Raw genomic sequence first — 26,311 nt, 5'->3', positions numbered from 1 at the left:
GATCTGGCCGCCAGCATGCGGCAGCGGCAATCTGCTGCTAAAAAGAAAAACGGGGAAATATGAGCCAGGAGCCCGACCAAATGCTTGCAGAAGAGCCCGCACGCGAGACCATGTCGACCGATGTTCTGATCGTGGGTGCCGGTCCTGCCGGCCTTGCTGCAGCGATTCGTCTGAAACAGCAGGCCGCGCTGCAAGGCAGCGAAATCGCGGTCACCGTGGTGGAAAAATCCGCCGAAGTGGGGGGGCACATCCTTTCCGGTGCGGTGCTTGACCCTGTGGGGCTGGATGAGCTGATCCCGGACTGGCGGACAAAGGGCGCGCCGGTCGGTCCGCAAGTCAAGGATGACCATTTCCGTTTCCTGACCGAAAAGGGCGCATTCACTTTCCCCAATTTTCTGCTGCCGCCGCAAATGAAAACCCGGAACGGGGTGATCATCAGCCTGGGTGAATTGTGCAAATGGCTGGCGGGCGAAGCCGAGGCCCTGGGCGTTGAAATCTATCCCATGACCCCGGCGGTGGACGTGATCACCAATGCCGAGGGGGCGGTTGAGGGCATTATTACCGGCGATCTTGGTGTCGCGGCCGATGGCACGCCAAAAGACGGCTATGCGCAGGGTATTGCGCTCAAGGCCAAATATACCCTGATCGGGGAGGGGGCCCGTGGCTCACTCGCCAAAAAGCTGATTGGGCGGTTTGAACTGGACAAGGGCAAATCCCCGCAAAAATACAGCCTTGGCATCAAGGAAATCTGGGAAATCCCGGCCGATCAGCACCACGAAGGCAAGATCGAGCATTTCATGGGCTGGCCGCTCGACAACAAGACCAGCGGCGGCGGCTTTCTTTATCATGCTGCGGACAACAAGGTTTATCTCGGCTTCGTCACCTATCTCGACTACGCCAACCCCACACTCTCGCCCTTTGGTGAGTTCCAGCGCTTCAAGACCCATCCGGCAGTGGCCAAAACCATCAGCAATGGCACGCGCGTGTCCTATGGTGCCCGCGCGCTGACCTCTGGCGGCTGGCAATCCATCCCCGACCTCGCCTTTCCCGGCGGCGCGCTGATCGGCTGTTCCGCAGGTTTCATGAATGTGCCGCGCCTCAAGGGCATTCATTCCGCCATGCGCTCGGGCATGGCCGCTGCCGAAGCGGTTGCCGCCGCACTGGCCGCCGGACGTGCCAATGACCGGCTGGAGACCCTGCAGCAGGCCACAATGGCCTCCGGCATTGCGCGTGAATTGCGCCCTGTACGCAACGTGAAACCTCTCTGGGGGCGCTATGGCACCTTGCTCGGCGTTTTCCTTGGCGGCGTCGAAATGTGGCTGGGCGCGCTGCTCAGCGTGACCATGTTCGGCACCCTCAGGCATCGCCGGGCGGATTTCGAGACAACCGAGCCCAAGGGTTTGCAGCCGCATCTCGACTATCCCCGCCCCGATGGGGTGACCACATTCGACAAACCCGCCTCGGTTTTTCTCGCCAACCTTGCCCATGACGAGGATCAGCCGGTGCATTTGCGCCTTGCCGATCCCGAAGTGCCCATCCGCGATAACCTGCCGATTTTCGGCGAGCCCGCGCCGCTTTATTGCCCTGCCGGGGTTTATGAACTGGCAGAGGAGGGCGGCAAGCCCGTCTTCCGGATAAACGCGGCCAATTGCGTGCATTGCAAGACCTGCGACATCAAGGATCCCGCGCAAAACATCAATTGGGTGCCGCCCGAGGGGGGCAGCGGGCCAAACTACGCGGGAATGTAAGCCTTCGTCTCTTGCGGTTGGCCGTAAAATGGCCAATCTTTGCCGCGACACCATTTGCTCCTGTGGAGACCCAAAACCTGTGACAAATTTTATGCGCCTTCGGTCCTGCCTGTTCACGCTGGTTGTCCTGCTGTCGGGACAGGCCGCTTTTGCGCAGTCTGCCATGCCGCTCCGCTCGCCCAGCATCTCGGGCAGTTTTCTTGCAGGGCAGGAAGCCTTCCGGGATTTGCGCACAGAAGACGCCTCGCGCTATTTCCTCGACGCCGCCCAGGCCGATTGGGAAAACCCCGCGATTGTCGAACGCGCCTTCGTGGCCCTGGCCGCCGATGGCCGCATTGATGATGCCGCAGCGATTGGCCAGCACTTGCTAGAACTGGCCCCCGGCAACGAACTTGCGCATTTGCTCATGGGCACCGCCGCCCTCAAGGAGCGCCGCTATACCTCCGCCGTCACCGAGCTGAAAAGCGTCAATACCTCAAGCTTTGTGGGCATCACCGCCGGCATTCTGCACGCCTGGGCGCTGGTGGCGAAAGGCGAGTATGTCGCCTCCCAGGACCTGCTTGATGATCTGGGCCGTGGCGGTCTCGACGAGTTCCTCGTGTTTCACCGCGCCCTGATGGCCGATGTCGCCGGAGAGCGTGAGGCCGCAATCGGCTATGCCGATATGGCCTATGAAGCCGACCCCTATGTCGCCCGTATTGTTGAGGCTTACGCGCGCATGCTGGGCAATGCCGGGCGCTTTGACGATGCCCGCAAAATTCTCGCCGCCTATGACGATGAAGGCCTGACCCATCCGGTAATCGACCAGGTGCGCGAGGCTGTTGCCCGCGATTTCCGGCCCGGCAAGCTCGCGGCCAGCGCCCAGGCGGGTGCGGCCGAAATGTTCCACGGCATCGGCTCGGCACTGTCGCGGGACGGGTCGGGTGATATCGCCGTCGTCTTCTTGCGGCTCGGTCTTTATCTGGACCCCGATTCCGACGTGCTGGCCATGGCACTTGGCCAGTTGCTGGATGATGCCGGCCGCCATGCGATGGCCAATAAGATTTACGAAAGACTTCTGTCCGGTTCGCCCATGAAGGTCGCAGCCGGCGTGCGCATAGCCGAGAATATCGATGCGCTGGGGGATCGTTCCGAAGCCATTCGCCGCCTCAAGAACATCGCCGCCGCCCAGCCCGATAATCTCGATGCCGTCTCTGTTCTGGGTGATATGTACCGCTATGACGAGCGCTATATGGAAGCGATCGAGGCCTACACCCGGGCGCTCGAAATTACCGGCGGTGAACGCCCGCGGGACTGGCGTTTCTATTACGTGCGCGGCATTGCCGGTGAGCGCGCTGGCGAATGGGATGCGGCCGAGGCTGACTTTCTCAAGGCGCTGAAGCTGAACCCCGGTCACCCCTCCGTGCTCAACTATCTGGGCTATGTCTGGGTCGACAAGGGCATCAATCTGAAGCGCGCGCTGGAAATGATCCGCGAAGCCGTCAATTCAAGCCCCACCGATGGCTATATCGTCGATAGTCTGGGCTGGGCCTATTACAAGCTGGGGCGTGCTGAAGAAGCCGTGGTCACCCTCGAGCAGGCCGTGCAGCTGCGCCCCAATGATCCGGAAATCAACGATCATCTCGGGGATGCCTACTGGGCCGCCGGGCGCAAGCTGGAGGCGCGTTTCCAGTGGAAGATCGCCGCAACACTCGGCGATCGGCCGGAGGTAACCGAACGGGCCACACTCAAACTCGCCAACGGGCTCGAAGCGTCAGTCGATTAGGCGCGATGTCGCCCAACCCCTTCCAGCCCGGGCCAGCCCATGCGCGATAGCTTTTTCGAAACGGCCCCTGCCAAGATCAATCTGGCTTTGCACGTCACCGGCAGGCGCGCCGATGGCTATCACGATCTGGAAAGTCTGGTGGTTTTCGCCGGCGTCGCCGACGAACTTCAGGCCCGTGCGGTTTCCGGCGATGACAGTCTCACGCTAAACGGCCCGTTTGCCGAGGCGCTGACCACCGGGCAGTCCAATCTGGTTTTCAAGGCAATAACCGCCTTCAGGGCGCGCTGGCCGGACGCCATTTCCCATGGCATTGCCATCGAACTGACCAAGAACCTGCCGGTTGCCGCCGGCATTGGTGGTGGGTCGGCGGATGCGGCAGCGGCGTTGCGGCTGCTGGCCAGCCTGAGCGTTCACGAGATCGATCCGGCGGCGCTCTCCGCCATCGCGGCCTCCCTTGGCGCTGATGTGCCCGTATGCCTGTTGTCGAGCGCCTGCATTGCCGCAGGCGTCGGCGAAGTGGTCAGGCCGCTGCCGCGCTTCCCCGCCTGTCACGTCGTCTTGGTGAACCCGCTTGTCCCGATAGCGACGGCCGACATATTCCGCCGTCTGCGGCAGCGTAATAACGCAGCCCTGCCAGCCTTCGATGCGCCGCCGGAACACATTTCCCTTTTGGCGCTCTGGCTCGAACAGACCCGCAATGATCTTGAGGAAGCGGCCATAGAGACAGCGCCCGTGATCGGCGAAATTATCGGAAAACTTGGCAGCACACGCGGCTGCGTTGCCGCCCGCATGTCCGGTTCGGGCGCCACCGTGTTCGGGCTTTATGGCTCAAGCGCCGAGGCGCATCAGGCCGCCCATGACATCAGGGAAATATGGCCGGACTTCTGGGTCGCGGCCGCACCCGTTCAATAGGCGCGCGCCAGACAGAAATCCGCAACACCGGCCAAAAGTGCCCGCATTTCGCTCTCGGGCAATTGCTCAAGCGAGGCATGGGCCGATGCAACAGCCCGCTCCGCCTCTTCCAGCGATTGCTGCAAGGCACCGTATTTTTCCATAATGGCGATAATGCCAGCCAGCATGTCCGCATCCGCGTCGGCATTGCCAAGCCCTTGCGCAATCAGCGCCCGTTCGTCGTCATCAGCCGATTGCAGGGCCAGGATCACCGGCAAGGTCATCTTGCCCTCGCGCAGGTCATCTCCGGTATTTTTGCCCAGCGTGCCCGCAACGCCGCCATAGTCGAGCACATCATCGATCAGCTGAAAGGCCCGGCCCAGCGCCAGCCCGTAATCGCCCAGCGTGCGCCGCTCAGCGGCATTGGCGCCACCGGCCATGGCACCCACTTCGGTCGCCGCCTCAAACAGTGTCGCGGTCTTGGCGCGTATCACCTGAAAATAATCGTCAGCGCTGGTATTGAGGTCCTTGGCCTTCGACAGCTGGAACACTTCGCCCTCGGCAATCACCGCCGCCGCGCGCGACAACACACCAAGCGCCTCGATGTCATTGGCTTCCACCATCATCAAAAACGCCTGGCCGAGCAGGAAGTCACCAACCAGCACACTGGCCTGGTTACCCCAGACCTTGCGCGCCGCCGGCTTGCCGCGCCGCATGTCGCTTTCGTCCACCACGTCGTCATGCAACAGGGTTGCATTGTGCATGAATTCGACAGCGCCCGCGAACCGGATTTCATTGCCATTGGCGCCGCCAAACATGGCCGCGGCGGCAAGGGTCAGCATAGGGCGCAATCGCTTGCCCCCGGCATCAATCAGATAACGGGCCAGTTCAGGCACAATCTCCACATGCGAGTCCGCACGCGAAATGATCAAGTCATTGACCTTTTGCATGCTGTCGTTTGTGGCTGAAACCAGCTTGTCGAGTGCGCCTTGGCTGTTGTCAGCTGGCGCTGTTTTTGTCGCGGTGAGTACCATTGGCTCCATAGCCCGGTCGATAAACGCTATTAATCTGGTTGGGCATTTGTTCTATCACCCACTATGCTTGCCCTAAATCTCATAGCGTGAATGAAATGTCCCTAGACCACGGCGCAGGATTTGTAAAATCGCAAACGACAACCCTGGACGCGTTTCTTGGGGGGCGTCTGGCTATTCTACAACCAAAAACAGGTTTTAGAGCGGGTTTGGATTCAATATTGCTGGGTGCAAGTGTCGCAGCCCAAAGCCGGACCCTGCTCGATTTGGGCAGCGGCGTCGGCACCGCCGCTTTGAGCGCTTTGGCCCATAATCCGGCGCTTGAGGCCCGGCTGGCCGAGCAAAACCCGGATATGCTGGCGCTCGCTAATGACAATATCGCCGCCAACGACATGGCAGGCCGCGCCGCAACTCTGGCGCTCGATGTCACCGCCGCAGGGAATGCGCGCACAGCCGCCGGGCTGCGATCAGATTATTTCTCGACAGTTATCGCCAACCCGCCCTTCTTTGACGCGGCCGGGGGCACAAAGGCCCCGGAACAGGGCCGGGCTGCCGCCCGGCACATGCACGATGCCGATCTTGATAAATGGGTGCGCACCGCCGCCGCTGCCGCCGCCCCGCGCGGCGAAGTGATTTTCATTTACCGGGCAGACGGGCTGGCTGAATTGCTGGCCGCCTTTAATGCCCGTTTCGGCAGTCTCACCCTGTTGCCCATCGTGCCACGCCCCGGCGCGGCGGCTAGCCGTATTCTCCTGCGCGGGATCAAGGGGTCTCGCGGTCCGCTGACATTGAAGTCACCGCTCGTGCTTCACGGAGCTGAAGGTCACGGATTTTTGCCCGATGTCGACGCTATTTTCCGTGGCAATGACGTCCTGCACTGGTAACAGGTACTGCGCGTACCTAAATTGGCGGCGAGAACTGGGAGTGAACTGATGGCGAATGCGTTCGAAAAAGCAGGCAAAAGCACTGCGAGAACCGGAAACTGGTTAAATCGCCTGACAGGGCGTGACAAGCCGGTAATCCCGGTGGTTCGGCTGCAGGGCACCATTTCGTCAGAGCAGCGCCCCGGCCGGCTCAATATCGCCAGCGTGGAACCGTTGCTGAAACGGGCTTTTGCCGTCAAGCGCGCCCCTGCCATCGCCATTATCATCAACTCGCCGGGCGGCTCGCCCGTGCAGTCACGCCTGATCTCCAAAATGATCCGTGACATGGCCGATGAGCACGACAAGCAGGTATTGGTTTTTGTCGAGGATGTCGCGGCCTCGGGCGGTTATTTCATCGCTGTCGCCGGTGATGTGATCATTGCGGACCCCTCGTCAATCGTTGGGTCTATCGGCGTCATCTATGCCGGTTTCGGCTTTGAGGAAGCGATCGCCAAGCTTGGCATCAAACGGCGCATCCATACCGCCGGGCGCAACAAGTCCAGCCTCGATCCTTTTGTCCCCGAAAAGCCAGAAGATGTTGAGCGGCTGAAAGGCTTTGAACTGGATATCCACCAGGTGTTCATCGACCACGTCAAGGCACGCCGGGCAGAGCGTTTGAAGGGCGATGACGATGACTTGTTCACCGGCGAGTGGTGGACGGCAATGCGGGGTCTTGACCTCGGCCTGATCGACGAGCTGGGCGATATGCACTCGGTCTTGCGCGCGCGGTTCGGCAAAAAGCTCGTCCTGCGGCCAATAGCGCCCAAGCGCGGCCTGTTGCAGCTGCCGCGCCTGCCGTTTGCGAGCCAGCTCAACGCCGGAACAATCGCTTCCGAGACCATCGCCGCTTTGGAAGACCGGGCGCTCTGGTCCCGCTTCGGTTTATAGTCAGGGCCCGTCATGTTCCTTCGCATTTTTGTTTTTGCTGCCCTCATCGCTATCGTTTATTTCGGCATCCGCCGTATCGCCAATGACTGGCGCGCGCGCTTTCGCGATCTGGACAAGGAAACCCACGAACGTGACCTCAAGGAACGCGCCCGCCCGGATGTGATTGACCTGAAAAAGGACGATGACGGTGTCTTCCGCCCCGGTTCCGGCGATGACAAGGGGCAGGGGCCGCGCCGATAGGCCTTGTGTCATCTTGGCAGTGGCGAATTGTTGGCGTTCCAGCCCTTGGCGGTGGGGGGATGAAAAACCGCGGCAACACCCTATATAGAGCCTGTCCAGCAATCTGACAGGAGTTCACGATGCGACAAAAACCCGGATTGCCCAAACCGCCCAATCTGGCGGCTCGGGCCCTGCGCGACGGGGTGTTCAGACAGCGCACCGTCAAAAGCGCCAAAACCTATTCGCGTAAAATCAAACACCGCAAAGGGGAGCACCAAAATGGCTCCCCTTTTTGCTGTCCGCGACAGCGCGAAAGGCGAACCAGCGCGGCGGGAAGTTGGAACGCAGTTTCGTTAACCGAAATCATGTTAAAAAGGTCAGATCTGAAAAGATTAGCTGGATATCGGTTATCTCAAAATATCAATTCAGCCGGTGAATAACACCGGGCGCGCAGCGCCGTGACAAAAAGCTAAGTTGTGCAAGGCGCACATTGGTGGCAAATTATTCAAAGGACGCGCCAATCGCCTTCGGCGCCTGTGCATGGGTTCAACAAGGACGAGACGCTATGGACGCCGGTTTGATCTTTCTCATCATCATTATAGCCATCATTGGCTACGCGATTGTCATCTACAATAACCTGGTCAAGCACCGGCAGCTGGCCGAAGAGGGATGGTCAGGCATCGATGTTCAGCTCAAGCGCCGCGCTGACCTGATTCCCAACATGCTGGAGACGGTCAAAGGCTATATGAGCCATGAGCGCGAGACGCTTGAGGCGGTAACCAACGCCCGCGCCGCGGTGCAGGGGGCAGCCAATGCCGGTCCAGAGGAGCGCGGACGCCTTGAGGGCATATTGTCCGGCGCGCTCGGCAAGTTGATTGCTGTGGCCGAGGATTACCCCGATCTGAAAGCAAATACGACATTTCTGGAATTCCAGGGCGCGTTGCAGACCGTCGAAGACGAAATCCAGATGTCGCGTCGTTATTACAATGGCGCGGTCCGCAATCTCAACGTAGCCGTCGAAAGTGTTCCCTCCAATATTGTCGCCAATACATTTGGCTTCACCAAGAAGGAATATTTCGAGCTCGAGAACGAAGCTGACCGTGCGGTACCCGATGTCAGTTTCAACTAGGCAACTGACGCGGGTTTTTGCCGCCGCTGTTCTCACTGTCATTCTCGCAATCGGTTTGGCGCTGCCAGCCGTGGCGGCGGAAACCATCCGGCTGTTCGATTCTGATGTGACCTTGCACACAGATGGATCGGTCGATGTCGTCGAAACTATCGCGGTGAATGCGGAGGGTTATGAAATCCGCCGGGGCATTTTCCGCGATATCCCGACCGTGCTGCGGCTGGATGACGGCAGGCAAATTCGCTCAAGCCTTGAGGTGGTCGAGGTGCGCCGCAATGGCGCGTCCGAGCCTTACGAGATGGAATCAATAGAGCGCGGTGTCCGGATCCGTATCGGCGATGCCGATGTGTATTTGCGCAATGGCGTTCATACCTACACCCTGCATTACACCATGACCCGTGTCGGGCGCGCATATGATGACGCGGACGAGATCTTCTGGAATGCAACGGGCAATTACTGGGACTTCCCCATCGAGCGCGCCACAGCCAAAATCACCTTGCCCGAAGGCGCTGTCATCGCACGAACAGCGGGCTATACCGGCGCATTCGGCAGCACTGATCGTGCGGTTGCAACCATCAAGACCGCCGACAACATCGTCGAATTTCAGGCCACCCGCCGACTCGCGGAGCGCGAAGGGCTGAGCGTCGCCGTCGGGTTTCAAAAGGGCATTCTGGATGAACCGGACATCAGCACAAAGGCGCTCTACTTCATTTCCGATAATCGCGAGATTATCGTGCCGCTCGCCGTCTTCCTGGTTCTGTTCGGCTATTACATGCGCGCATGGCTGCGCGTCGGCCGCGATCCGGCCAAAGGCACAATCATTCCACTTTTCTACCCGCCCGAAGGGTTTTCGCCGGGCCTGACCCATTATGTCGCCAACATGGGCTGGAGCGGTTGGCAGGCTTTTACAGCCGCGCTCGTCAGCCTCGCCGTCAAGGGCCTGATCAACATCGAAACAATGGGTAAGAAAACCACTTTTATAAGTACTGGTATTGCCCATAAAGAGGCCCTTCCATCAGCTGGCGAAACCGTCATTTTAAACTTTATTGTCCACCGCGGCAGCGTCACCGTAGACAAGACCACCGGGCCGCAACTGGCCAGCTTGCGCGGCGACTTTACCAGCGCCGTTGAGCTGGAAAATCGCGAATCCTACTTCCGCAACAATGTTGGCGAGACCGCGCTTGGCATCGTTATGTCATTGGCAGGGTTGGGAATTATGCTCCTCACCGGCGCCATCGCCTTCGAATGGCTGCTGCTCACGCTGCTCGTTTCCGTCTTCATCGGCGGGCTTCTGGCCATGCTGGTGAATTTGGGCAGTGCCGGCAGCTGGCCCAACACCCTCATCAGGGTCGCCCTCGCTGCAATTGCAGGTTATCTATTTGTAATCGCTCTGCAAAACGGCGATTTCATCGAGGTCCTTCTCGCCAGCATCCACGACCTGCTCCCCGGTTTCGTAGTAAGCGTAATCGTGGTGATGAGTATTATTTTCGCCAGCATCATGCGCGCCCCAACCGTCCAGGGCCGCAAGGTTATGGACCAGATAGAAGGTTTCCGGATGTATCTGGAAACCGCCGAAAAAGAGCGCCTGAACATGGTGGGTGAGCCGGAACTCACCCCGGCGCGCTTCGAGGCCATTCTGCCCTATGCCATTGCACTGGGTGTAGAAAAACCCTGGGCCGATCATTTCGAGAAAGAGCTGCAACGCCACGCAGATGCCGGTCGGAAATCCGATTATCAGCCGCATTGGTATCATGGCCGCAACTTCTCCAGCGCCAGTATCGGCCGCGATCTGGCAGGCATCAGCAGTGGCATGAGCGCCGCCATGATTGCCGCGCAACCGGTATCATCCTCGTCCTCAGGGTCTAGTGGCGGCGGCAGCTCGGGCGGCGGCAGCGGCGGCGGTGGCGGCGGTGGCTGGTAGGCCACGTCCGGTCCCCCTGGTCGCAAAAAAATTATGACTACACTGTTCAGGAAACTGAAACAGGTATGCAGTAATAGAGATCCCTGAATATTAAAATTTTCAGCAAAAGAAATTTTGATTTTGGTCATCGCAAAACAGCCACCGACCGACCGGGTTGCATCCCCTCCGGGGAAAAGGTTTGCCGTACTCGACGCGTCGCGCGGCTTGCTTGCGCTTCTTGTTGCTCTTGGGCATCTCGCCTACTGGACGGGTAACAACGACAGCCTGCCCCTCTCTTTCATCTTGGCTGTTGATGTATTCTTTATTCTGTCAGGGTTCGTGATCGCCAACTCGATATTTCGCGGCAATCGCATTTCTGAATGGATCGGCCAGTTTGCTGTGCGGCGCGTTTTTCGCATATTCCCTGGATATCTTGTCGTTGCCCTGATTTCCGCAATGCTGGGATTGGCTCTGCGCGGCTTTCAATGGGCGCCTGTCCCACTGGCGGTGTTAGCCAATGTGGCCTTGCTGTTACAAAATACGGGAATTATGCCCGGCCTGCCGCAAGGCTGGGGCGGGCAAACGGCCATCGGTATCGCCTGGACCTTGTCGGTGGAGATCTGGCTTGGCTTGGTGTTTTTCAGTGCCGTCGCTCTGGTCAGGTTTCGTCTTCGCTGGCTCCTCACGCTGCTCATTTGCAGCATCTCACTGCCCGGTTTGATAATCGTCAGCTTTTCACCGTCATTCATGAATGTGCATTATGCCACATTCGGGTTTGTCACCTTCGGCGTGCTGCGTGGGTTTATTGGCTTCTCAACTGGCGTGCTGTGCTATCTGGCCTATCAGCGCATCAGGTCACTCAGGTTCGCAACCCTGTTGGAGGTTGGGCTGATTGTGCTGATCATCTGGACCTATGTATTCTCTGGTTGGGCGAGCTGGACACAATATCTTGCACCCGTCTACGGCGCGGGCCTGATCTTTATCTACGCATACGAGGCAGGCATAGTCTCGCGTCTGTTGCGCCTGCCCATGTTTCAATTGATGGGTGCATGGTCATTTGGCATCTATATTTGCCATCCCATTTTCATTGACCTCTACAAGCGGCTAGAGGTCGTCTATGCACCAGTACAAATCGCGATTTATGTGATTACCGTCGTGCTCTTCGCCGCGGCCCTCCATGCGGTGGTGGAACGCCCCATGATACGTCTCGGTGCGCGAATAACGCGCAAGGGTAGAGGAGGCGACATAGACAATGTGCCTGCACAAAACACCTGGGCGAAATTGCCGTAGCCCTGACAGGGCTATTTCGTTTTGTCCCGCTCTTGTCTGGAAACCAATTGACCCGTTCTTGACCGCGAGATATCACCTCAAAGGTTTCAGACGCCAGCCGCTCGCAGACATTATGTTTGGTGAAGTTCTGATTTGACCCTATCCAGATCAACCTCCACGCGTTTCGTGTGGATGGCAATGCGAGCCCCATCCTTCAAATCGGAATGCTTGAAATGAGGAGTTCGGGATGTCGTCAGATACCGCCACCCCCAATCGTTTTACGCATGGCCCCTTGGGTGCCATTTTCGCAAAAACCGCTCTGCCCATCATTTTCATGATGAGTTTGAACGGGCTTTTGACCGTTGTTGATGCCGTGTTTCTGGGCAGTTTTGTCGGGCCCGCGGCGCTAACCGCAGTCACGCTTACCTTTCCTGTTTACATACTGATTACAGCCCTCGCCACGCTTGTGGGCTCCGGCATGTCGAGCCTTCTCGCCCGGCGCCTCGGCGCTGGGGCGGTCAGTGGTGCGCATGCGGTGTTCGCCGGTGCGCATGGCCTCGCACTGACCATCAGTCTCGGGTTGATCTTGCTGTTCGCGTTTGGAGGGTGGCAGGTGACTTTGCTGGCCGCGAATGGTGTCGTGTCGATTGCCGAAATGGGGCATGTCTATTTGGCAATTATTGTCTTTGCCTCGCCGGTCATGTTCATGCTGACACTGCACGCCGATGCCTTGCGCAATGAAGGCCTGATAGGGGTGATGGCTGTCATGAGCATTCTGGTTTCAACGGCCAATATCGCCTTCAACTACATATTGATCGTCTGGGCCGGACTCGGTGTCGCCGGCTCAGCCTATGGTACTGTTCTGGCGCAGACTTTGGCGCTCACAATTATTGTCGGGTTGCGCCTGAAGGGTAAAACGGTGCTTCGCCTGTCGGGGCTGGGGCATCATGCCCCCACGGCTTACTGGCGACGCATATTCGCCCTGGGCGCGCCGCAAAGCATCAGCTTTATCGGTCTGGCTCTGGTCTCGGGCACCATCCTGACAATGCTTCAGCTGATCGGTAACCCCGGTTACGATGATACGGTTGCCGCCTATGGCATTGTCACACGGATCATGACCTTTACGTTTTTGCCCTTGCTGGGACTTTCCATGGCCATGCAATCGATCATTGGCAATAATTACGGTGCCGGGCTTTGGCAGCGGTCAAACACCAGCCTGCGCCTGGCACTGCTGCTGGCGTTTCTCTATTGCGCAATAGTGCAGGCTGTACTGATCCTGTTCCCGCAGGCGATTGCCAGTCTGTTCGTCAAAGACGGTGCGGTGATCGGTGAGGTTGGCCGGATCATGCCTGTCATGGTTGCAGTATACTGCGTCGCCGGACCGATGATGATGATTGCTGGATATTTCCAGGCCATTGGCGATGCGGGGCGGGCAGCGATCCTCAGTCTCGCCAAATACTATGTCTTCATGATCCCGTTAATGGTCGTCATGCCCCGGTTCGTAGGTGAGGCCGGCATTTGGTGGGCCGGGCCCGGGTCGGAACTGTTGTTATTGGCATTGACGTTTATGGTCCTCGGTCACGCGGCTCACAGGCGGCAATTGCGCTGGGGCCTGTTCGCGAAAACGGCCTGATCCATGGTTTGGTGGGCGCGGTCGGCAGAAAGTCCGCCGTGCCCACCTCCCGAGGGGGTTTGTCCATCAATCGCTGAGTAAATCTGCGCTGGTAAGCCGGGAGGCACGCCCGAACCCGCCGTTAAAGCTGGCCTCAAGCGGCATCAGCTTGAAGAAGCGGAAGTCGGGCAGGTCAATATAGAGTTTTGCTTTTGGATGCGCGGCGAGGTAGCGCGCACGCGCAACGGCCATATCCGGCCCGTTTTCCATGATAGCGGCTTTGCATAAAATGCTGACACGCGGATGCGCCAGCGGATCGCCCTTGCCCGGCATGCCAACCAGCAGCGAACAGCGTGCATCAGCCAGCAACGCACCAGTATGGGCCGCAAGCGCCGAGACAAAGATCAGTGGTGCGCCATCTTCAAGTGTTGCCAGACCAACCCGGCTGACCAAAGGGTGGCCGCTGCCTGGCTGCAGGGTCGCCAATGCCGCGTGCCGCGCCTCGGCAATCATGCGGCGCACCTCAGCGCGCACGGCATCGTCGACCGGTTGCAGAACCTCTTTGGGGCTATCTTTTGCCATGCTCAGACAGGCGGCATCAACGGATCGGGGGCTTTGCCGTTTTTCTTGAACGGGGCCATGCCTTCATTGGCCAATTGGTCGGCGCGCTCGTTCATTTCGTCACCCGCATGACCTTTGACCCAGTGCCAGTTGATCTTGTGGCGCTGCACAGCGGCGTCCAGCGCCTGCCAGAGTTCCGCGTTTTTCACCGGCTTCTTGGCGGCCGTGCGCCAGCCGTTTTTCTTCCAGCCATGGATCCAGCCGGTCAATCCGTCCTTCACATATTTACTGTCGGTATGCAGCTCGACAGTGCAGGCCCGTTTGAGTGAGGTTAGGGCTTCAATAGCCGCCGTCAACTCCATCCGGTTGTTGGTGGTCAGCGCTTCGCCGCCCTTCAACTCCTTGATATGGCCGTTATATTGCAGCACCGCCCCCCAGCCGCCGGGACCGGGATTGCCTGAGCAGGCACCGTCTGTGTGAATGGTTACACTGTCAGCCATGCCAGTCCCCGTATCGTCATTTATAAAATTTTGGCGTTGATTTCGTGGTGTTAGTGCCGATGGCCAAAGGACATCAGCTTGCCGGGACCCGCAATGCCTTTGGCACGTTGAAGGCGATGTTCTCGCGCGCGGTCACCCGGCTCGACACAGAGATTTTATAGTGTGCCGCAAAGGCGTCGATAATTTCATCGACCAGCGCTTCAGGTGCCGACGCTCCGGCGGTAATGCCCAGGCGCTTGATGCCCGAGAACAGGGACCAGTCGATCTCCGAGGCACGCTGAACCAGCGCCGATTTGGCGCAGCCGGAACGCTCGGCCACTTCCACCAGTCGCATTGAGTTGGAAGAATTGGGTGCCCCAACCACAATCATCGCATCAACCTCGGGCGCCACCTGCTTCACGGCCTCTTGCCGGTTGGTGGTTGCATAGCAGATGTCTTCCTTGTGCGGTCCGGTCACCTGGGGGAAACGCCGCTGCAACACGCCGACGATTTCCGCCGTGTCATCTACCGACAAAGTGGTCTGGGTGACAAAGGCCAGATTGGCGGGGTCGCGCGGTTCAAAAGCTTCGGCATCGGCGACGGTTTCAACAAGGCTGATAGCCCCTTGAGGCAATTGCCCCATCGTGCCCACCACTTCGGGATGCCCCTTGTGTCCGATCAGAACGATTTCATGCCCCGCTGCGTGATGCCGCTCCGCCTCCACATGGACTTTGGAGACGAGCGGGCAGGTAGCATCGAGAAAGAACATTTTGCGGGCGCTGGCATCAAGCGGCACGCTTTTGGGAACACCGTGGGCCGAAAATACAACAGGGGCCTCGGTATCGGGTATTTCGTCGAGTTCCTCGACAAAAACCGCACCCTTGGCCTTCAACCCGTCCACCACATATTTGTTGTGCACGATTTCATGACGCACATAAACGGGCGCACCATATTTCTCGAGCGCAAGCTCGACAATCTGGATGGCGCGGTCGACCCCGGCGCAAAAGCCGCGCGGGGCGCAAAGGATGATCTCAAGCTGAGGCAATGTGTCCATGTCTATTCAGATGCTTTCTGGGGGGCGGCAAGTCAAGTCTTGTTGCGGTCACATTACCCTATGATGCATGATGACCGTAGCGATTTGGCAAGGGGATGACATGGCAACGGCCGCCCAGCAAATGTTTGCGATAGCACCAGCTTTCGGCGAAGCCAGCCTGACGGGTGAGCAACGGCACCTTCTGGTGGGCAAAGCCCGGTGGGTTTCTGCCGTCAATGAGGCGGGTCAGCCCGTGGTGCCAACGATATGTCTCACCCGGGCAGCGTGGAATGCCCTGCAGGAAGAGCGCAAAACCGACGATGCCCGATTGCGCACCGCCTGGATTGCAACACTTTTCAAGCTGGTGGGGCGTGATGAGCCGATGCCGCTATTGGCCGTGCGGACATCTGCCCCGCATCACAGCCCCGGCCTGATGCGCGCCCGTACGGGCATTGTCTCGCCCACCAGACCGGAAGATTCGGTGGATCCCGCGCGGCCTTTGGGGCGTGCGATCAATGAAGCTTTCGCCTCCTATGCCTCCGATGAGCCCGTTTGGACCAATGTGCGCGAGCAGGTGCGCCGCGAACAGCAGATTATTATTGTCCAGGCCATGGCCGAAGGCAGCTTTCTCGATTTCTCCAGCCGCGACCTGCAGACGGGTGCAATAGGCCCGGCGCCTGTCGCAGGCGCACGCCTGCCGGCGCTCCCCGCCAATGTGAGCGAGATTGCCTTGGCCATCGACCGGGTCGCTGGCGCGCATATGACCTGTCTGGTCGCGGTCAATAACGGCAAGGCCACCCTGGTTTCTGCCCGCCCCAGCGCCGCAAGTGCTGCCGCCGACCTTGAAGCTGCGGTGGATCGGGTCGAGCGCGGCTTCTGGTCCCCACGCGAGGCGGTGATGCGTGTCGAGGCTGAACGCTTGCCGCAACTACTGCACCCAAGGCTTGTCGCCGATGGTGACCGGCAACCACTGGCGACCGGCATTGGCGTGTCGCCGGGAGCGGCCAGCGGCATGATTGTCTTCACCGCTGACGATGCTTCCCGCGTCAAGGCGCGTGGCAAGCACTGCATTCTGGTGGCGGTTGAGACCGGCCCGGCTGATATTGATGGCATGAAGGCTGCGACCGGGATTCTCACCGCACGCGGTGGCCAGAACTCGCATGCCGCCATCATCGCCCGTGTATCGGGCAAGGCCTGCGTTGCCGGTGTGCGCGCCATGCAGGTCGATCCGGTGGAAATGACCTGCCGCATTGGCGATACGGAATTACGCGCCGGGCAACAGATCACCATTGATGGCACCGACGGCACCATATTTGCCGGGGCTTTGCCATTGTCTCAGCCGCATATCGGCGGTGCGATTGGCAACCTGCTCAACTGGTCCGACGGCAGCCGGACCATTGCCGTGCGCACCAATGTGGAAAGCGTTGATTCCGCCAAGACCGCGCTCAGTTTTGGCGCCGAGGGTATTGGTCTTGCACGTTCCGAGCATATGTTTTTTACCCCGGAACGCATGGTGGCCCTGCGCCGCCTGATCCTGTCAGAGAATGAAAACGACCGGGCGGCGGCCCTGAAAGGCCTCGTCGACTACCAAAGCGGTGATTATGCCGCCTTGTTCAAAATCATGCAGGGCAAGCCGGTCAATGTCCGTTTGTTCGATCCCCCCTTGCACGAGTTCCTGCCGCGCAGTGATGAGGATATCGAGGAAACCGCTTCCTCCCTCGGGTTGCAGGTCCGGGCTTTGCGGCAACGGCTGGAGCGCCTGGCCGAGGTCAATCCCATGCTGGGCCACAGGGGTTGCCGTTTGGCGATCACTTATCCTGAGGTTCTGGAAATGCAGGTACATGCCTTGCTGGCCGGCGCGCGCGCGGCTGCCGGAGATACGGGTGAACCTGTTGATCTTGAAATCATGGTGCCCTTTGTGACCTCATCGCGCGAAGTGAACTGGCTGCGCAATGAAGTGGCTGCCATTACCAAGCGCGACAAACTGGCCATGTCCCAACCTGTCGATTATCGCTTCGGCACCATGATCGAACTGCCCCGCGCAGCGTTGCGCGCCGGCGACATTGCGCCAATGGTCGATTTCTTCTCGTTCGGCACCAATGATCTGACACAGACCACCTATGGCATCTCCCGCGATGACGCACCCGCGTTTCTGGCCAGCTACAAGCGCAAGGGGCTTTACGACGAGGATCCGTTTACAACCATCGATCAGCGCGGTGTGGGTGAACTCATCAAGATCGCCATCGAACGTGGCCGTACGGCCAACCCCAATCTCAAGATTGGTATCTGCGGGGAGCATGCGGGCGACCCGGCGTCCATCCGCTTCTTTGCCGGGCTTGGTGTCGACTATATCAGTTGCTCACCCTACCGGGTTCCGGTGGCGCGTTTGGCCCTCGCGCAGGCCCAACAGCAAAACTAGCCACAATAAAAGCGGCCATTTTTGGCAAAATATGCCCGGAAATGGCCGCTTTGCGGCTCCGATTTCAGTCGCATTTAAGTTGTTTACCCCACGTCAACGTTAATTTCCCATAATTGACTTGCCGGATTACGGGGTGTGAGCCGGCGCGTGTTGTTGAGTAGTGAAAAGCGTACCTTATGGCCCGAACCCATCGGCCCCTGGCGTCTCCCGGCGAAGTGGACACCCGTTCGCCTTCCGGAAACGCGGGCAAATACAAGCGTAAAACCGGAACGCCGCGAGGTGTTCACACGGCTTGCAAGGGCGTTACCGCTATTGCGCTGGCAGCTATCTTGCTGATCAACTCCACCGGCGCGGCCAAAAGTCCGGACCCGGAAATCAAGGTTAATATCGCGACTTTGTCTTCGGCCCCCAGCCTGACGCGCACCGGCGAAGATCTCATCATCACCGGTTCTGTCGCTGGTCTGTTCGGTGGCCATGCCTTCTCCGGTCCCAACCGGGCAGCAAAATCGGCGCGCAAACGTCCCGCCGAAGATGGCCTGACAATTTCGACCGGCTTTGAGGAAGCGCGCCTGCGTCTTGCCGCTTTGCGCGATGATGCCCTCATTCCGATGCCGGGCATGCAATCGGACTTCGCTTCAGCCGAACCTGTTGAAGAAGAAGGGCCGCGCATGTCAATCGCGGCTATCGATCCGAAATTGACCTCTGCGGCGCTGAGCGCGATTGCAGCGGTGGACGGTTCCGACGATGACCTGGGACAGCCATTGCCAATCAGCATTCCGGAACGTCTGGCCTATGCCCGCGCCAACACGCCGGTGACTGAATTCAAGACACCAGTTAGCCGGAAGGTTTCGGACAAGCAGCTGTCATGTCTGGCGACAGCGATCTATTTTGAAGCTCGTGGCGAATCCTATCGCGGTCAGGTGGCCGTGGCGCAGGTGGTCATGAACCGCGTCAACCACAAGCTCTATCCCAATACAATTTGCGGTGTGGTTTATCAGAACCAGTCGCGGCGCAATGCCTGCCAGTTCTCCTTCGCCTGCGATGGTATTCCGGAACGCGTCAACGACAAGAAGTCATGGGCGCAGGCTGAAGATATTGCCGAGAAGGTGACAAACGGGTCGATCTATCTGACCGAAGTCGCCAATGCGACCCACTATCACGCGACCTATGTTTCGCCGCGATGGGCCCCGCGCATGACACGCGTCACAGCAATCGGTTTGCACCGGTTCTACCGTTTCAAGAACAGTTAGAAACCTCTGTAGATATCTGAATATACGGAGTTTTCCTTAATTTAGGAAAGCCCCGTTTTCAGTTGTTGTCAGCTGCAGCTGACGTAACCTGGGCCCTGAACACAGGTCGTGCCCCGGCCCGCGATATAGTGTCCATGCCCGTTGATGCGGCCAAAGCTGGTGGTGGTTTTCTTGCCGGCATTGATCGGCAATGCCACCCAGCCAGCGCCCGTTTTCCAGAACATGCCGAGCGCACCCGCGACCATTTGCGAAGCGGTCGGCACAGGGTTGATCTCGATACCCGGATAAAGCACATGCGGCGAAGCCAGCCCGTCGGTTGAATAAACCCCGCTCGCGGTCGTCGAAATCGACACCTCGGAAATCCGGCCATAGCCGATCTTGCGGACCCGGCTGTGCGAGAGCACGTCCGTCGACACATAAGGGGCAATGGTGAGTTCGTGATCCTGGCCCTTGATGCGTACCAGTTTCGAAAAATCGATGGGGGGCGCCTCTGGTTCATCCGCCCTTGCGACGGAGACAAGAAGGCTGCCAGCGGCCCGCTGGCCTTCCGCCACAAGCTCGGGCACGGCACGGCCGGTCGGCGCAAATGCAATATCAGGCACCCATGCTTCGGGCACAACCGGCGCGGCAAGCGCGGCAACGCAGGTAAGCCCCAGGGCTAGACCGGTTACTGAAAAACGCATGATTGTCGCTCCACCATAATGGGACACTTCGTTAACGAAGCATCAACCATATGCAGGCGGATTGCAAAGCAGAATGCGCGTTAAACTTAACGCCAAAAAATGCGGATTATTTATATCAGGTTAAATCAGTTCGGGCGCCACGTCGTGATAGGCAGCCGTGAACCGGTCATGCGCCTCCTGGGTGGGCCAGGGACGGATCAGCCGGTCAAAACCATCAATGTCAAAACCGGCAACAACGGGTTCGCCGAACAACCGCCGGGCCTCGTCAACATCGAAGCCGGCAAGGTTGGTTGCCTCGAAAAATGCAGCCTGCCGGTCGGCCTGCTTGATCGCCTTGGTCAGCGCAGCCGGCGGTGCGGCGGGCAGGGAAAACCGGACATGGATTGCGCCAAGCAACCGGGTCTCCACATCCTTGTAATTGCCGCCCATGGCCGCCTTGAAGGGGGAGATGATGTCGCCCATCACATATTCGGAGGCGTCATGCAAAAGCGCATAAAGCAGCATTTGAGGCTCTGCATCCGGTGCCGTGGCGCGAAAGATCTCCATCACCAGCACTGAATGCTGGGCGACGGAAAAGGCATAATCGCCCCGGGTTTGGCCGTTCCAGCGCGCCACGCGCGCCAGCCCGTGCGCAATGTCACTTAATTCCACATCCATGGGTGAGGGGTCGAGCAGGTCGAGCCGTCGGCCCGACAGCATGCGTTGCCATGCCCGTTGTTGCGCGCGCGCCATGAGGAGTTCCTGCTCGAATAAAACTAGGCGTCTTCAGACGATTTGCCCGAATCTCCAAAACCGTAACCGGCCCAGTCTGGCAGGGCAATAGTCACAGGATTGTCATCAATGGTCACCGCCAGCGGGTCTGCAATCCGGTCGAGCCTGAGCACGGCGACGGCCTGTCCATCAACAACCCGCCCGGTCACCCCGGCCTCCTTGCCGCTTGCAACAACTGCTGCCCCGGCTTCTGCCGCAATACCGGAAACGATCACCGGGCGTCGCCTCGCGGTGCCACGATGTTTCATGCGGGAAACAACTTCCTGCCCCACATAACAGCCCTTGGCAAAATCGACGCCGGAGAGAAAATCCATGCCGATATCGTGCGGGAAAGTGGTGTCGATAGCAAAATCGTCGCCCATCTCAGCAATGCCCAGGGCCGTGCGGGTGCGGACGAAGTCTTCATCGCTCTCCCAGTCGGCAGCGGATTCTGTGGGTGCGATCACCCGAAAGCCCATCTGCGCATGACGCGGATCCCGGACAACAATTCCCTCGGCAGGGGGCACAGCGCTCCAGCCGACCACATGGCTTTCGCGCAAGTCCTCAAATTCGACCTTGGCCCGCAAACGATAGAGCTTCATGCGTTTCAAAAACGCGTCAGCGGCGACAGTTGGCACATCGAGCCAGAATGCCTCTTCATGCCACCCGGCCAGCCCCTCGGCCTGTATCTTGCCCTGGGGCGACAATAACGCCCACCAGCAAACGGCTTCGGGCTCGGCCCGAAAATCCGCTGTCAGTACATCATTGAGCAATCGCGGGGCATCGACCCCGGAAATCCGCAAAGCCACACGATTATTTCGAGATAAAACCGGCATTCCAACCTCTTCGCCTTGCAGTGTCTATGAGCGATCCGCTAAACCCGCCTGAACAGCAATTCAACAGGCGAGATACGCACATGGCCCGCTACGACCTGATTTTCAAGCATGGTACACTTGTCAATCACGATGGAGAGGGCAAAACAGACATTGGCGTAACAAATGGCAAAATAACCGCCATTGGTAATCTTTCGTCGGATGACGCAGCCGAAACGGTCGATTGCACCGGCCTGCATATCCTGCCCGGCGTCATCGATACCCAGGTGCATTTCCGCGAACCGGGCCTCACCCATAAGGAAGATCTCGAATCGGGATCGCGCTCCGCCGTGATGGGCGGCGTCACCGGCGTGTTCGAAATGCCCAATACCAACCCGCTGACCGTGACTGAAGAGGCTTTTGACGCCAAGATCGCCGCCGCGACCAATCGCATGCATTGCGATTTCGCGTTTTACTTTGGCGGCACCCACGACAATCTCGATCTATTGCCGAAAATGGAACAGCGCCTTGGTTGCGCCGGGATCAAGGTGTTTATGGGCTCATCCACCGGTTCGCTGCTGGTCGCCGATGATGACGGGGTGGAAAATATCCTCCGCGCGATCTCACGCCGCGCCGCTTTCCATTCCGAAGACGAATATAGGCTCGACGACCGTAAGCCCCTGCGGGTTGAGGGTGATCCATCCTCGCATCCGGTCTGGCGCGATACCGAAGCGGCGCTGATGTGCACCAAACGTCTGGTCAATCTGGCCCACAAGACGGGCAAGCGCATTCATGTGCTGCATATCTCGACAGCCGACGAAATGATCTATCTGGCAGACCACAAGGATGTGGCGAGCACCGAAGTCACCCCGCACCACCTGACGCTGGATGAGACCGGTTACACAAATCTTGGCACGCTGGTGCAGATGAACCCGCCCGTGCGCGACAAGGCGCATCGCGAAGGTATCTGGGCCGGTGTGCACAATGGCGTCGCTGATATTCTGGGGTCAGACCATGCCCCGCATACGCTGGAAGAAAAATCCCAATCCTATCCGGCCTCGCCCTCGGGCATGACGGGGGTGCAAACGCTGGTGCCGATCATGCTCGACCACGTCAATGCCGGGCGCATGAGCTTGCAGCGCTTTGTCGATATGACCAGTCACGGCCCCAATCGCCTGTTCGGGATTGCCCAGAAAGGCCGGGTCGCGGTGGGCTATGATGCCGATTTGACGATTGTGGACCTGAAGCGTACCGAAACCATCACCAATGACTGGGTGGCCTCAAAGGCGGGCTGGACGCCCTATGACGGCGTTTCCGTCACAGGCTGGCCGGTTGGCACGATTGTGCGCGGCAACAAGGTCATGTGGGAGGGTGAGCTGATCACCCCGTCGCAAGGGCAGCCGATTCGTTTTCTCGAGGCATTGGCCGGTTAAAACCGGCCAATAGCGTCCGGCAGCTTACTGAATAACGCGATCAAGGCTGTATTCGCCATGCCGGATACGATCGGGCAGGCGCGCGACCAGCTCGGCTGTCGCCTCTTCGCCAAAGGTTTTGACCAGCGTCGCAATGGCAGCAAACAGCGCGGCGTGTGCCAAGGCTTCGCCTTCAACGCCATCCTGCTCGGCGCTGTTCCAGGCTTCTGCGATATATTCGAGCGCCAGCTGGCGTTCGTCTTGTTCGCGTTGGATCATGGCGTCGGTATCGGCGAATAGAAACATGCGGGGAGTGCTCACTTTAGGTTGCATGTGAGGTAGCACGCGAACGGCGCGAATGCCTATGAGAAGTAACCTAAAGGTTAACGCATTGTAGCCAATTGTAACAATGCCTATTCGGTGAAATCTGCGTTAAGTTCCCGGGCAGCGTGTTCGGCCTCAATCAACAACCGCTCCATGGCCTCATGGGCGGAGGGTGTGCAGCTGCGATAAGTGCGGGCATAGGCCTCGTAGCCGGCATTGAATGCACCCACAAGGCGCTGCCGCCGCTCATCGACCGGCTGGTCCAGCGCGATCAGGTCTGACGCTTCCGCCCGCCAGTCTTCCTGTCCGGCCTCGCACAGGGGTTGCAGGAAATAGAGGGAGCCAAGAACCTCGATAAGCCGCTCCATTTCCGCCTGATAGGGCGGGTCGATGGCATAGGCGCGCGCACTAAAACCGCCGAAAGCAAGCAGTCCCGCAGTAAAAGCGATTCGGGCAAAACGGCGATGGGCGGGCAGGGTGCGCATGCGCCTTTCCTGCCAGAGCTGGCCGTGGCGCGCAAGCAGTGGAATGAGTAGTGGATAATTTCAGCCGCCGTTCAGCACATCTGCGGCTTGCAGGAGTATCCGCGCCAAACCCGGCGTCACTGGTGCCACAACCAGCGAATCGGGATGCGTCCACTGCCAGTCGGCAATCTCGTCAGAGGGTTTTGGCCGGCCCGCTTTCAGCCGTGCCGCAAATACCGCCAGCACGAAACCGCCGCCGCCACTGGAAATTGTCACCGGCAACAGGGCCCCAAGATCAAGCCCGAGCTCTTCCCTGATCTCCCGCCTGGCCGTGTCTTCCGGCACCTCGGCCCGCTCCATGCGCCCGCCCGGCAGCGTCCAGTAACCCTGATAAGGGGCACGGGCACGCTGGATCAACAGCGCTTCCGGTCCGGAAAAAATAGCAACACTGACGGCATTGGGGATGGATTGCATGCCCCAATCTCGTCCAGAATGCCCCAAGCGATCAAGGAGCCTTTCATGTGCGGACGATTTACGCTGAACCTGGCCCCCGCGGTACTGCAGGAGTGGTTTGATATTATTGAGGGCGTCGATTATCCGCCCCGCTTCAACATCGCGCCAACCCAGCCGGTCATTGTCATTGCCGATCAGGAAAAGCTGCGCCGGGCAATCCTGATGCGCTGGGGGCTGGTGCCCATGTGGGTCAAGGACCCGCGCGAATTCCCGCTGATCATCAATGCCCGCACCGAAACCCTCCCCGAGAAACCTGCCTTCAAGGGTGGTTTGCGCCATCACCGCTGCATAATACCCGCCAGCGGCTATTATGAATGGCGCAAAGGGGCCGACGGCAAGAAGCAGCCCTATTATATTACCCTCAAGGACAGCGAGCCGATGGCTTTTGCCGGGGTCTATTCCACCTGGATGGGGCCGGATGGCGAGGAAATCGACACCACGGCCATCATCACCCTTTCAGCAAACAAGGACATCCGGCACATTCACGAGCGCATGCCCGCGCTCATCGGCAAATCACAGATTGACGACTGGTTGAATGTGCGTGGCGTGAACGAAAAGGAAGCCTATGCCATGCTGCGCGCCCTGCCAGAAGGCAAGCTCGATTGGCATCCTGTTTCAACCCGGATCAACAGCGTGCAAAATGACGACCTGCACCTGCTCGATGTGGTCAGCGAAGCGCGGCCAGAGACGCCGAAAAAGCCAGTAAGCAAACAGATGGATTTGTTTTAACTGAGTAGTTTCCCCGGGTTTAATATACCGTTGGGATCGAGTGCTTTCTTCACGGCATGCATCATTTCAAGCGCGACCGGGTCTTTCACCTGTTTCAGCAAATCCGTCTTCAGCTGGCCAATGCCATGCTCTGCAGAAACTGATCCGCCCAACCGCTTCACCACTTCATAAACCGCATCATGCACCGGTTCCTCGAAATCGCGCATGAAGGCTTTCGGGTCGGCCCCGGCGGGCTGGCTGAAATTGAAGTGGATATTGCCGTCCCCCATATGCCCGAACGGCACCGGGCGAATGGCCGGATCCAGTTTTCCAACCGCGTCTGTGCCCTGCGCGATCAAATCCGGCACGGCGGCAACAGGTACCGAAACATCGTGCTTGATCGATGCGCCTTCCCGGCTTTGGCATTCGCTCATTTGTTCACGCATGGTCCACATCAGCGTCCGGTCCGCTTCGGATTCGGCCAGCGTGGTTGCGTCACCAATCAACCCGGCTTCGTAAGCCGCCTCGAGACCCTCGGTGAGCACACCTTCGCGTCCACCCTTGGGACGTGAAATTTCAAGCAACGCATACCAGGGGGAGGGGCCGGCCGCCGGATCGTGGCCGATCATGCCGTGATGCAACTGAATGTCGATGCCGATGCGCGGTATTAGTTCAAAAGCAGTCAGGCTGTTGCCGGCGCGTTCGCGCATCTGCGCAAACAGCGTCAGCGCGGCGCGCGGGGAGGGGACACTGACCAGCGCGGTCTCATAGCCTTCGGGCTTGGGGTAAAGTTTCAGCGTCGCGGCGGTAATGATCCCCAGCGTGCCTTCAGCCCCGATCAGCAGATCGCGCAGATCATAGCCGGTATTGTCCTTGCGCAGCGCATTAAGCCCGCGATAAAGCCGCCCATCCGCCAGCACGGCCTCAACCCCGAGACAGAGTTCGCGCGCATTGCCATAGGCGAGAACCTGCACCCCGCCCGCATTGGAGGACAAAACACCGCCAATCCGCGCCGAGCCTTGCGAGGCGATGGTCAGCGGCAATAATGCCCCGGCCTCATCGGCGGCTTGATGAGCTTCCTGCAAGGTCAGTCCCGCCTCAACCGTCATGTGCCCGGCTTCGGCATTCACCTCGCGCACCGCATGCAGCTTGGTCAGGCTGACAATCACCTCGGCACCCGAAATGGGCACCTGCGCGCCCACAAGCCCGGTATTGCCGCCCTGGGGGATCAGCGCCACTCCATTGGCATTGGCCCAGCGGGCAATGGCCTGCACCTGTTCCACATTGCGCGGCAAGACCACGGCGGCAGCTGTCTGGTGGAAGCGCTTGCGTGGCTCATTGATATAGGCCCCCATATGAATGGGGTCGGCAATAACCGAGTCCGGTTGCAGAATGTGCAGTAGCTCGGTGGCGATCTGGTCGGGTGAAAAACTCATGGTGAAACCATATTTGGCCGCGCGCGGAGAGGAAAGGGAGAACTTGCTAATTGTCATGGGCTTGTGGCACAACCGGGCCATTGATTATGTGCCGA

Annotated in this window: 26 protein-coding genes; 15 read left to right on the top strand and 11 right to left on the bottom strand. The window is 59.1% G+C overall.

What is annotated here, in order from left to right; genetic code table 11:
- Window positions 1-80: 80 nt before the first annotated feature.
- The 3 genes from L1P08_RS07530 (at window position 81) to L1P08_RS07520 (ending at window position 4,425) form a co-directional block, all read left to right on the top strand.
- The gene (locus tag L1P08_RS07530; RefSeq protein WP_303619384.1) at window positions 81-1,748 is read left to right on the top strand and encodes an electron transfer flavoprotein-ubiquinone oxidoreductase; all 1,668 of its coding nucleotides are present in this window, start codon (window positions 81-83) and stop codon (window positions 1,746-1,748) included.
- A gap of 91 nt (window positions 1,749-1,839) precedes the next feature.
- Window positions 1,840-3,513 (top strand): tetratricopeptide repeat protein, encoded by a 1,674-nt coding sequence (locus L1P08_RS07525; RefSeq protein WP_303619383.1) that lies wholly within the window; start codon window positions 1,840-1,842, stop codon window positions 3,511-3,513.
- 39 nt (window positions 3,514-3,552) lie between these two features.
- Window positions 3,553-4,425 carry a 4-(cytidine 5'-diphospho)-2-C-methyl-D-erythritol kinase gene (locus tag L1P08_RS07520; protein WP_303619382.1) on the top strand — a complete coding sequence of 291 codons (873 nt, stop codon included), beginning with the start codon at window positions 3,553-3,555 and terminating at the stop codon, window positions 4,423-4,425.
- On the opposite strand, the gene L1P08_RS07515 is transcribed toward L1P08_RS07520, so the two are convergent.
- On the bottom strand, window positions 4,419-5,438 hold the full coding sequence (locus L1P08_RS07515) for a polyprenyl synthetase family protein (protein ID WP_303619381.1): 1,020 nt from the start codon (window positions 5,436-5,438) through the stop codon (window positions 4,419-4,421). The genes L1P08_RS07520 and L1P08_RS07515 overlap by 7 nt on opposite strands.
- A gap of 218 nt (window positions 5,439-5,656) precedes the next feature.
- Here L1P08_RS07515 and L1P08_RS07510 point away from each other — a divergent pair, with 218 nt between their 5' ends.
- The 8 genes from L1P08_RS07510 to L1P08_RS07475 all read left to right on the top strand — a co-directional run bounded on the left by L1P08_RS07510 (window position 5,657) and on the right by L1P08_RS07475 (window position 13,393).
- Complete coding sequence (locus L1P08_RS07510) at window positions 5,657-6,319, top strand: tRNA1(Val) (adenine(37)-N6)-methyltransferase (protein WP_303619380.1); 663 nt, start codon at window positions 5,657-5,659, stop codon at window positions 6,317-6,319.
- A 48-nt stretch (window positions 6,320-6,367) separates the two neighbouring features.
- Window positions 6,368-7,246, top strand: coding sequence for a S49 family peptidase (locus L1P08_RS07505; protein ID WP_303619379.1), 879 nt, complete (start codon window positions 6,368-6,370; stop codon window positions 7,244-7,246).
- A 12-nt stretch (window positions 7,247-7,258) separates the two neighbouring features.
- The gene (locus L1P08_RS07500) at window positions 7,259-7,486 is read left to right on the top strand and encodes a hypothetical protein (protein ID WP_303619378.1); all 228 of its coding nucleotides are present in this window, start codon (window positions 7,259-7,261) and stop codon (window positions 7,484-7,486) included.
- A gap of 119 nt (window positions 7,487-7,605) precedes the next feature.
- Window positions 7,606-7,905, top strand: a complete 300-nt coding sequence (locus tag L1P08_RS07495) for a hypothetical protein (protein ID WP_303619377.1) — start codon at window positions 7,606-7,608, stop codon at window positions 7,903-7,905.
- Between the two features lie 125 nt (window positions 7,906-8,030).
- A complete protein-coding gene (locus tag L1P08_RS07490) occupies window positions 8,031-8,594 on the top strand; it encodes a LemA family protein (protein ID WP_303619376.1) in 564 nt (187 codons plus the stop codon).
- Window positions 8,578-10,512 carry a DUF2207 domain-containing protein gene (locus L1P08_RS07485; RefSeq protein ID WP_303619375.1) on the top strand — a complete coding sequence of 645 codons (1,935 nt, stop codon included), beginning with the start codon at window positions 8,578-8,580 and terminating at the stop codon, window positions 10,510-10,512. Before L1P08_RS07490 ends, L1P08_RS07485 begins: the two co-directional genes overlap by 17 nt.
- Before the next feature lie 114 nt (window positions 10,513-10,626).
- Entirely contained in the window at window positions 10,627-11,781 is a 1,155-nt protein-coding gene (locus L1P08_RS07480; RefSeq protein ID WP_303619374.1) for an acyltransferase family protein, read from the top strand.
- Window positions 11,782-12,007: 226 nt separating this feature from the next.
- A complete protein-coding gene (locus L1P08_RS07475) occupies window positions 12,008-13,393 on the top strand; it encodes an MATE family efflux transporter (protein ID WP_303619373.1) in 1,386 nt (461 codons plus the stop codon).
- Window positions 13,394-13,459: 66 nt separating this feature from the next.
- Here the strand turns inward: L1P08_RS07475 and L1P08_RS07470 are convergent, their stop codons facing one another.
- The 3 genes from L1P08_RS07470 to ispH form a co-directional block, all read right to left on the bottom strand.
- Entirely contained in the window at window positions 13,460-13,954 is a 495-nt protein-coding gene (locus L1P08_RS07470; protein ID WP_303619372.1) for a HugZ family pyridoxamine 5'-phosphate oxidase, read from the bottom strand.
- A 2-nt stretch (window positions 13,955-13,956) separates the two neighbouring features.
- Window positions 13,957-14,433 carry a ribonuclease HI gene (gene rnhA / locus L1P08_RS07465; RefSeq protein ID WP_303619371.1) on the bottom strand — a complete coding sequence of 159 codons (477 nt, stop codon included), beginning with the start codon at window positions 14,431-14,433 and terminating at the stop codon, window positions 13,957-13,959.
- Window positions 14,434-14,506: 73 nt separating this feature from the next.
- Window positions 14,507-15,466, bottom strand: coding sequence for a 4-hydroxy-3-methylbut-2-enyl diphosphate reductase (gene ispH / locus L1P08_RS07460; RefSeq protein ID WP_303619370.1), 960 nt, complete (start codon window positions 15,464-15,466; stop codon window positions 14,507-14,509).
- Between the two features lie 100 nt (window positions 15,467-15,566).
- On the opposite strand from ispH, the gene L1P08_RS07455 reads away from it, so the two are divergent.
- Entirely contained in the window at window positions 15,567-17,864 is a 2,298-nt protein-coding gene (locus L1P08_RS07455; protein WP_303619369.1) for a putative PEP-binding protein, read from the top strand.
- Between the two features lie 176 nt (window positions 17,865-18,040).
- Window positions 18,041-19,114, top strand: a complete 1,074-nt coding sequence (locus L1P08_RS07450) for a cell wall hydrolase (RefSeq protein WP_303619368.1) — start codon at window positions 18,041-18,043, stop codon at window positions 19,112-19,114.
- A gap of 68 nt (window positions 19,115-19,182) precedes the next feature.
- On the opposite strand, the gene L1P08_RS07445 is transcribed toward L1P08_RS07450, so the two are convergent.
- The 3 genes from L1P08_RS07445 to ygfZ form a co-directional block, all read right to left on the bottom strand.
- The gene (locus L1P08_RS07445; RefSeq protein ID WP_303619367.1) at window positions 19,183-19,797 is read right to left on the bottom strand and encodes a hypothetical protein; all 615 of its coding nucleotides are present in this window, start codon (window positions 19,795-19,797) and stop codon (window positions 19,183-19,185) included.
- Between the two features lie 120 nt (window positions 19,798-19,917).
- On the bottom strand, window positions 19,918-20,529 hold the full coding sequence (locus L1P08_RS07440; RefSeq protein ID WP_303619366.1) for an HD domain-containing protein: 612 nt from the start codon (window positions 20,527-20,529) through the stop codon (window positions 19,918-19,920).
- Between the two features lie 23 nt (window positions 20,530-20,552).
- Window positions 20,553-21,383 carry a CAF17-like 4Fe-4S cluster assembly/insertion protein YgfZ gene (ygfZ, locus tag L1P08_RS07435; RefSeq protein ID WP_303619365.1) on the bottom strand — a complete coding sequence of 277 codons (831 nt, stop codon included), beginning with the start codon at window positions 21,381-21,383 and terminating at the stop codon, window positions 20,553-20,555.
- Between the two features lie 80 nt (window positions 21,384-21,463).
- Here ygfZ and L1P08_RS07430 point away from each other — a divergent pair, with 80 nt between their 5' ends.
- Entirely contained in the window at window positions 21,464-22,792 is a 1,329-nt protein-coding gene (locus tag L1P08_RS07430) for a dihydroorotase (RefSeq protein ID WP_303619364.1), read from the top strand.
- A gap of 24 nt (window positions 22,793-22,816) precedes the next feature.
- Here the strand turns inward: L1P08_RS07430 and L1P08_RS07425 are convergent, their stop codons facing one another.
- From L1P08_RS07425 to L1P08_RS07415, 3 genes are all read right to left on the bottom strand, one after another.
- The gene (locus L1P08_RS07425; protein ID WP_303619363.1) at window positions 22,817-23,077 is read right to left on the bottom strand and encodes a hypothetical protein; all 261 of its coding nucleotides are present in this window, start codon (window positions 23,075-23,077) and stop codon (window positions 22,817-22,819) included.
- Between the two features lie 107 nt (window positions 23,078-23,184).
- Window positions 23,185-23,580 (bottom strand): TIGR02301 family protein, encoded by a 396-nt coding sequence (locus tag L1P08_RS07420; protein WP_303619362.1) that lies wholly within the window; start codon window positions 23,578-23,580, stop codon window positions 23,185-23,187.
- Between the two features lie 60 nt (window positions 23,581-23,640).
- Window positions 23,641-24,033, bottom strand: a complete 393-nt coding sequence (locus tag L1P08_RS07415; RefSeq protein WP_303619361.1) for an NUDIX domain-containing protein — start codon at window positions 24,031-24,033, stop codon at window positions 23,641-23,643.
- Window positions 24,034-24,078: 45 nt separating this feature from the next.
- Here L1P08_RS07415 and L1P08_RS07410 point away from each other — a divergent pair, with 45 nt between their 5' ends.
- Complete coding sequence (locus L1P08_RS07410) at window positions 24,079-24,801, top strand: SOS response-associated peptidase (protein WP_303619360.1); 723 nt, start codon at window positions 24,079-24,081, stop codon at window positions 24,799-24,801.
- Here L1P08_RS07410 and L1P08_RS07405 read toward each other — a convergent pair.
- The gene (locus tag L1P08_RS07405; RefSeq protein ID WP_303619359.1) at window positions 24,798-26,216 is read right to left on the bottom strand and encodes an FAD-binding oxidoreductase; all 1,419 of its coding nucleotides are present in this window, start codon (window positions 26,214-26,216) and stop codon (window positions 24,798-24,800) included. The two genes, L1P08_RS07410 and L1P08_RS07405, sit on opposite strands and share 4 nt — an antisense overlap.
- Window positions 26,217-26,311: the final 95 nt, after the last annotated feature.

This window comes from Mariluticola halotolerans, assembly GCF_021611515.1.
GTDB lineage: Bacteria > Pseudomonadota > Alphaproteobacteria > Rhizobiales > Devosiaceae > Mariluticola > Mariluticola halotolerans.
Note: the sequence above shows the minus strand (reverse complement) of the source record. Positions and strands in the feature narration are given on the sequence as shown.

Coding starts and splice junctions, on each gene's coding strand:
- L1P08_RS07490 (WP_303619376.1), top strand. CDS start 8,031: ATGGACGCCGGTTTGATCTTTCTCATCATCATTATAGCCATCATTGGC.
- rnhA (WP_303619371.1), bottom strand. CDS start 14,433: ATGGCTGACAGTGTAACCATTCACACAGACGGTGCCTGCTCAGGCAAT.
- L1P08_RS07430 (WP_303619364.1), top strand. CDS start 21,464: ATGGCCCGCTACGACCTGATTTTCAAGCATGGTACACTTGTCAATCAC.
- L1P08_RS07470 (WP_303619372.1), bottom strand. CDS start 13,954: ATGGCAAAAGATAGCCCCAAAGAGGTTCTGCAACCGGTCGACGATGCC.
- L1P08_RS07425 (WP_303619363.1), bottom strand. CDS start 23,077: ATGTTTCTATTCGCCGATACCGACGCCATGATCCAACGCGAACAAGAC.
- L1P08_RS07530 (WP_303619384.1), top strand. CDS start 81: ATGCTTGCAGAAGAGCCCGCACGCGAGACCATGTCGACCGATGTTCTG.
- L1P08_RS07410 (WP_303619360.1), top strand. CDS start 24,079: ATGTGCGGACGATTTACGCTGAACCTGGCCCCCGCGGTACTGCAGGAG.
- L1P08_RS07440 (WP_303619366.1), bottom strand. CDS start 20,529: ATGGCGCGCGCGCAACAACGGGCATGGCAACGCATGCTGTCGGGCCGA.
- ispH (WP_303619370.1), bottom strand. CDS start 15,466: ATGGACACATTGCCTCAGCTTGAGATCATCCTTTGCGCCCCGCGCGGC.
- L1P08_RS07445 (WP_303619367.1), bottom strand. CDS start 19,797: ATGCGTTTTTCAGTAACCGGTCTAGCCCTGGGGCTTACCTGCGTTGCC.
- L1P08_RS07415 (WP_303619361.1), bottom strand. CDS start 24,033: ATGCAATCCATCCCCAATGCCGTCAGTGTTGCTATTTTTTCCGGACCG.
- L1P08_RS07420 (WP_303619362.1), bottom strand. CDS start 23,580: ATGCGCACCCTGCCCGCCCATCGCCGTTTTGCCCGAATCGCTTTTACT.
- L1P08_RS07495 (WP_303619377.1), top strand. CDS start 7,606: ATGCGACAAAAACCCGGATTGCCCAAACCGCCCAATCTGGCGGCTCGG.
- L1P08_RS07450 (WP_303619368.1), top strand. CDS start 18,041: ATGGCCCGAACCCATCGGCCCCTGGCGTCTCCCGGCGAAGTGGACACC.
- ygfZ (WP_303619365.1), bottom strand. CDS start 21,383: ATGCCGGTTTTATCTCGAAATAATCGTGTGGCTTTGCGGATTTCCGGG.
- L1P08_RS07515 (WP_303619381.1), bottom strand. CDS start 5,438: ATGGTACTCACCGCGACAAAAACAGCGCCAGCTGACAACAGCCAAGGC.
- L1P08_RS07505 (WP_303619379.1), top strand. CDS start 6,368: ATGGCGAATGCGTTCGAAAAAGCAGGCAAAAGCACTGCGAGAACCGGA.
- L1P08_RS07485 (WP_303619375.1), top strand. CDS start 8,578: ATGTCAGTTTCAACTAGGCAACTGACGCGGGTTTTTGCCGCCGCTGTT.
- L1P08_RS07500 (WP_303619378.1), top strand. CDS start 7,259: ATGTTCCTTCGCATTTTTGTTTTTGCTGCCCTCATCGCTATCGTTTAT.
- L1P08_RS07520 (WP_303619382.1), top strand. CDS start 3,553: ATGCGCGATAGCTTTTTCGAAACGGCCCCTGCCAAGATCAATCTGGCT.
- L1P08_RS07405 (WP_303619359.1), bottom strand. CDS start 26,216: ATGAGTTTTTCACCCGACCAGATCGCCACCGAGCTACTGCACATTCTG.
- L1P08_RS07475 (WP_303619373.1), top strand. CDS start 12,008: ATGTCGTCAGATACCGCCACCCCCAATCGTTTTACGCATGGCCCCTTG.
- L1P08_RS07525 (WP_303619383.1), top strand. CDS start 1,840: ATGCGCCTTCGGTCCTGCCTGTTCACGCTGGTTGTCCTGCTGTCGGGA.
- L1P08_RS07455 (WP_303619369.1), top strand. CDS start 15,567: ATGGCAACGGCCGCCCAGCAAATGTTTGCGATAGCACCAGCTTTCGGC.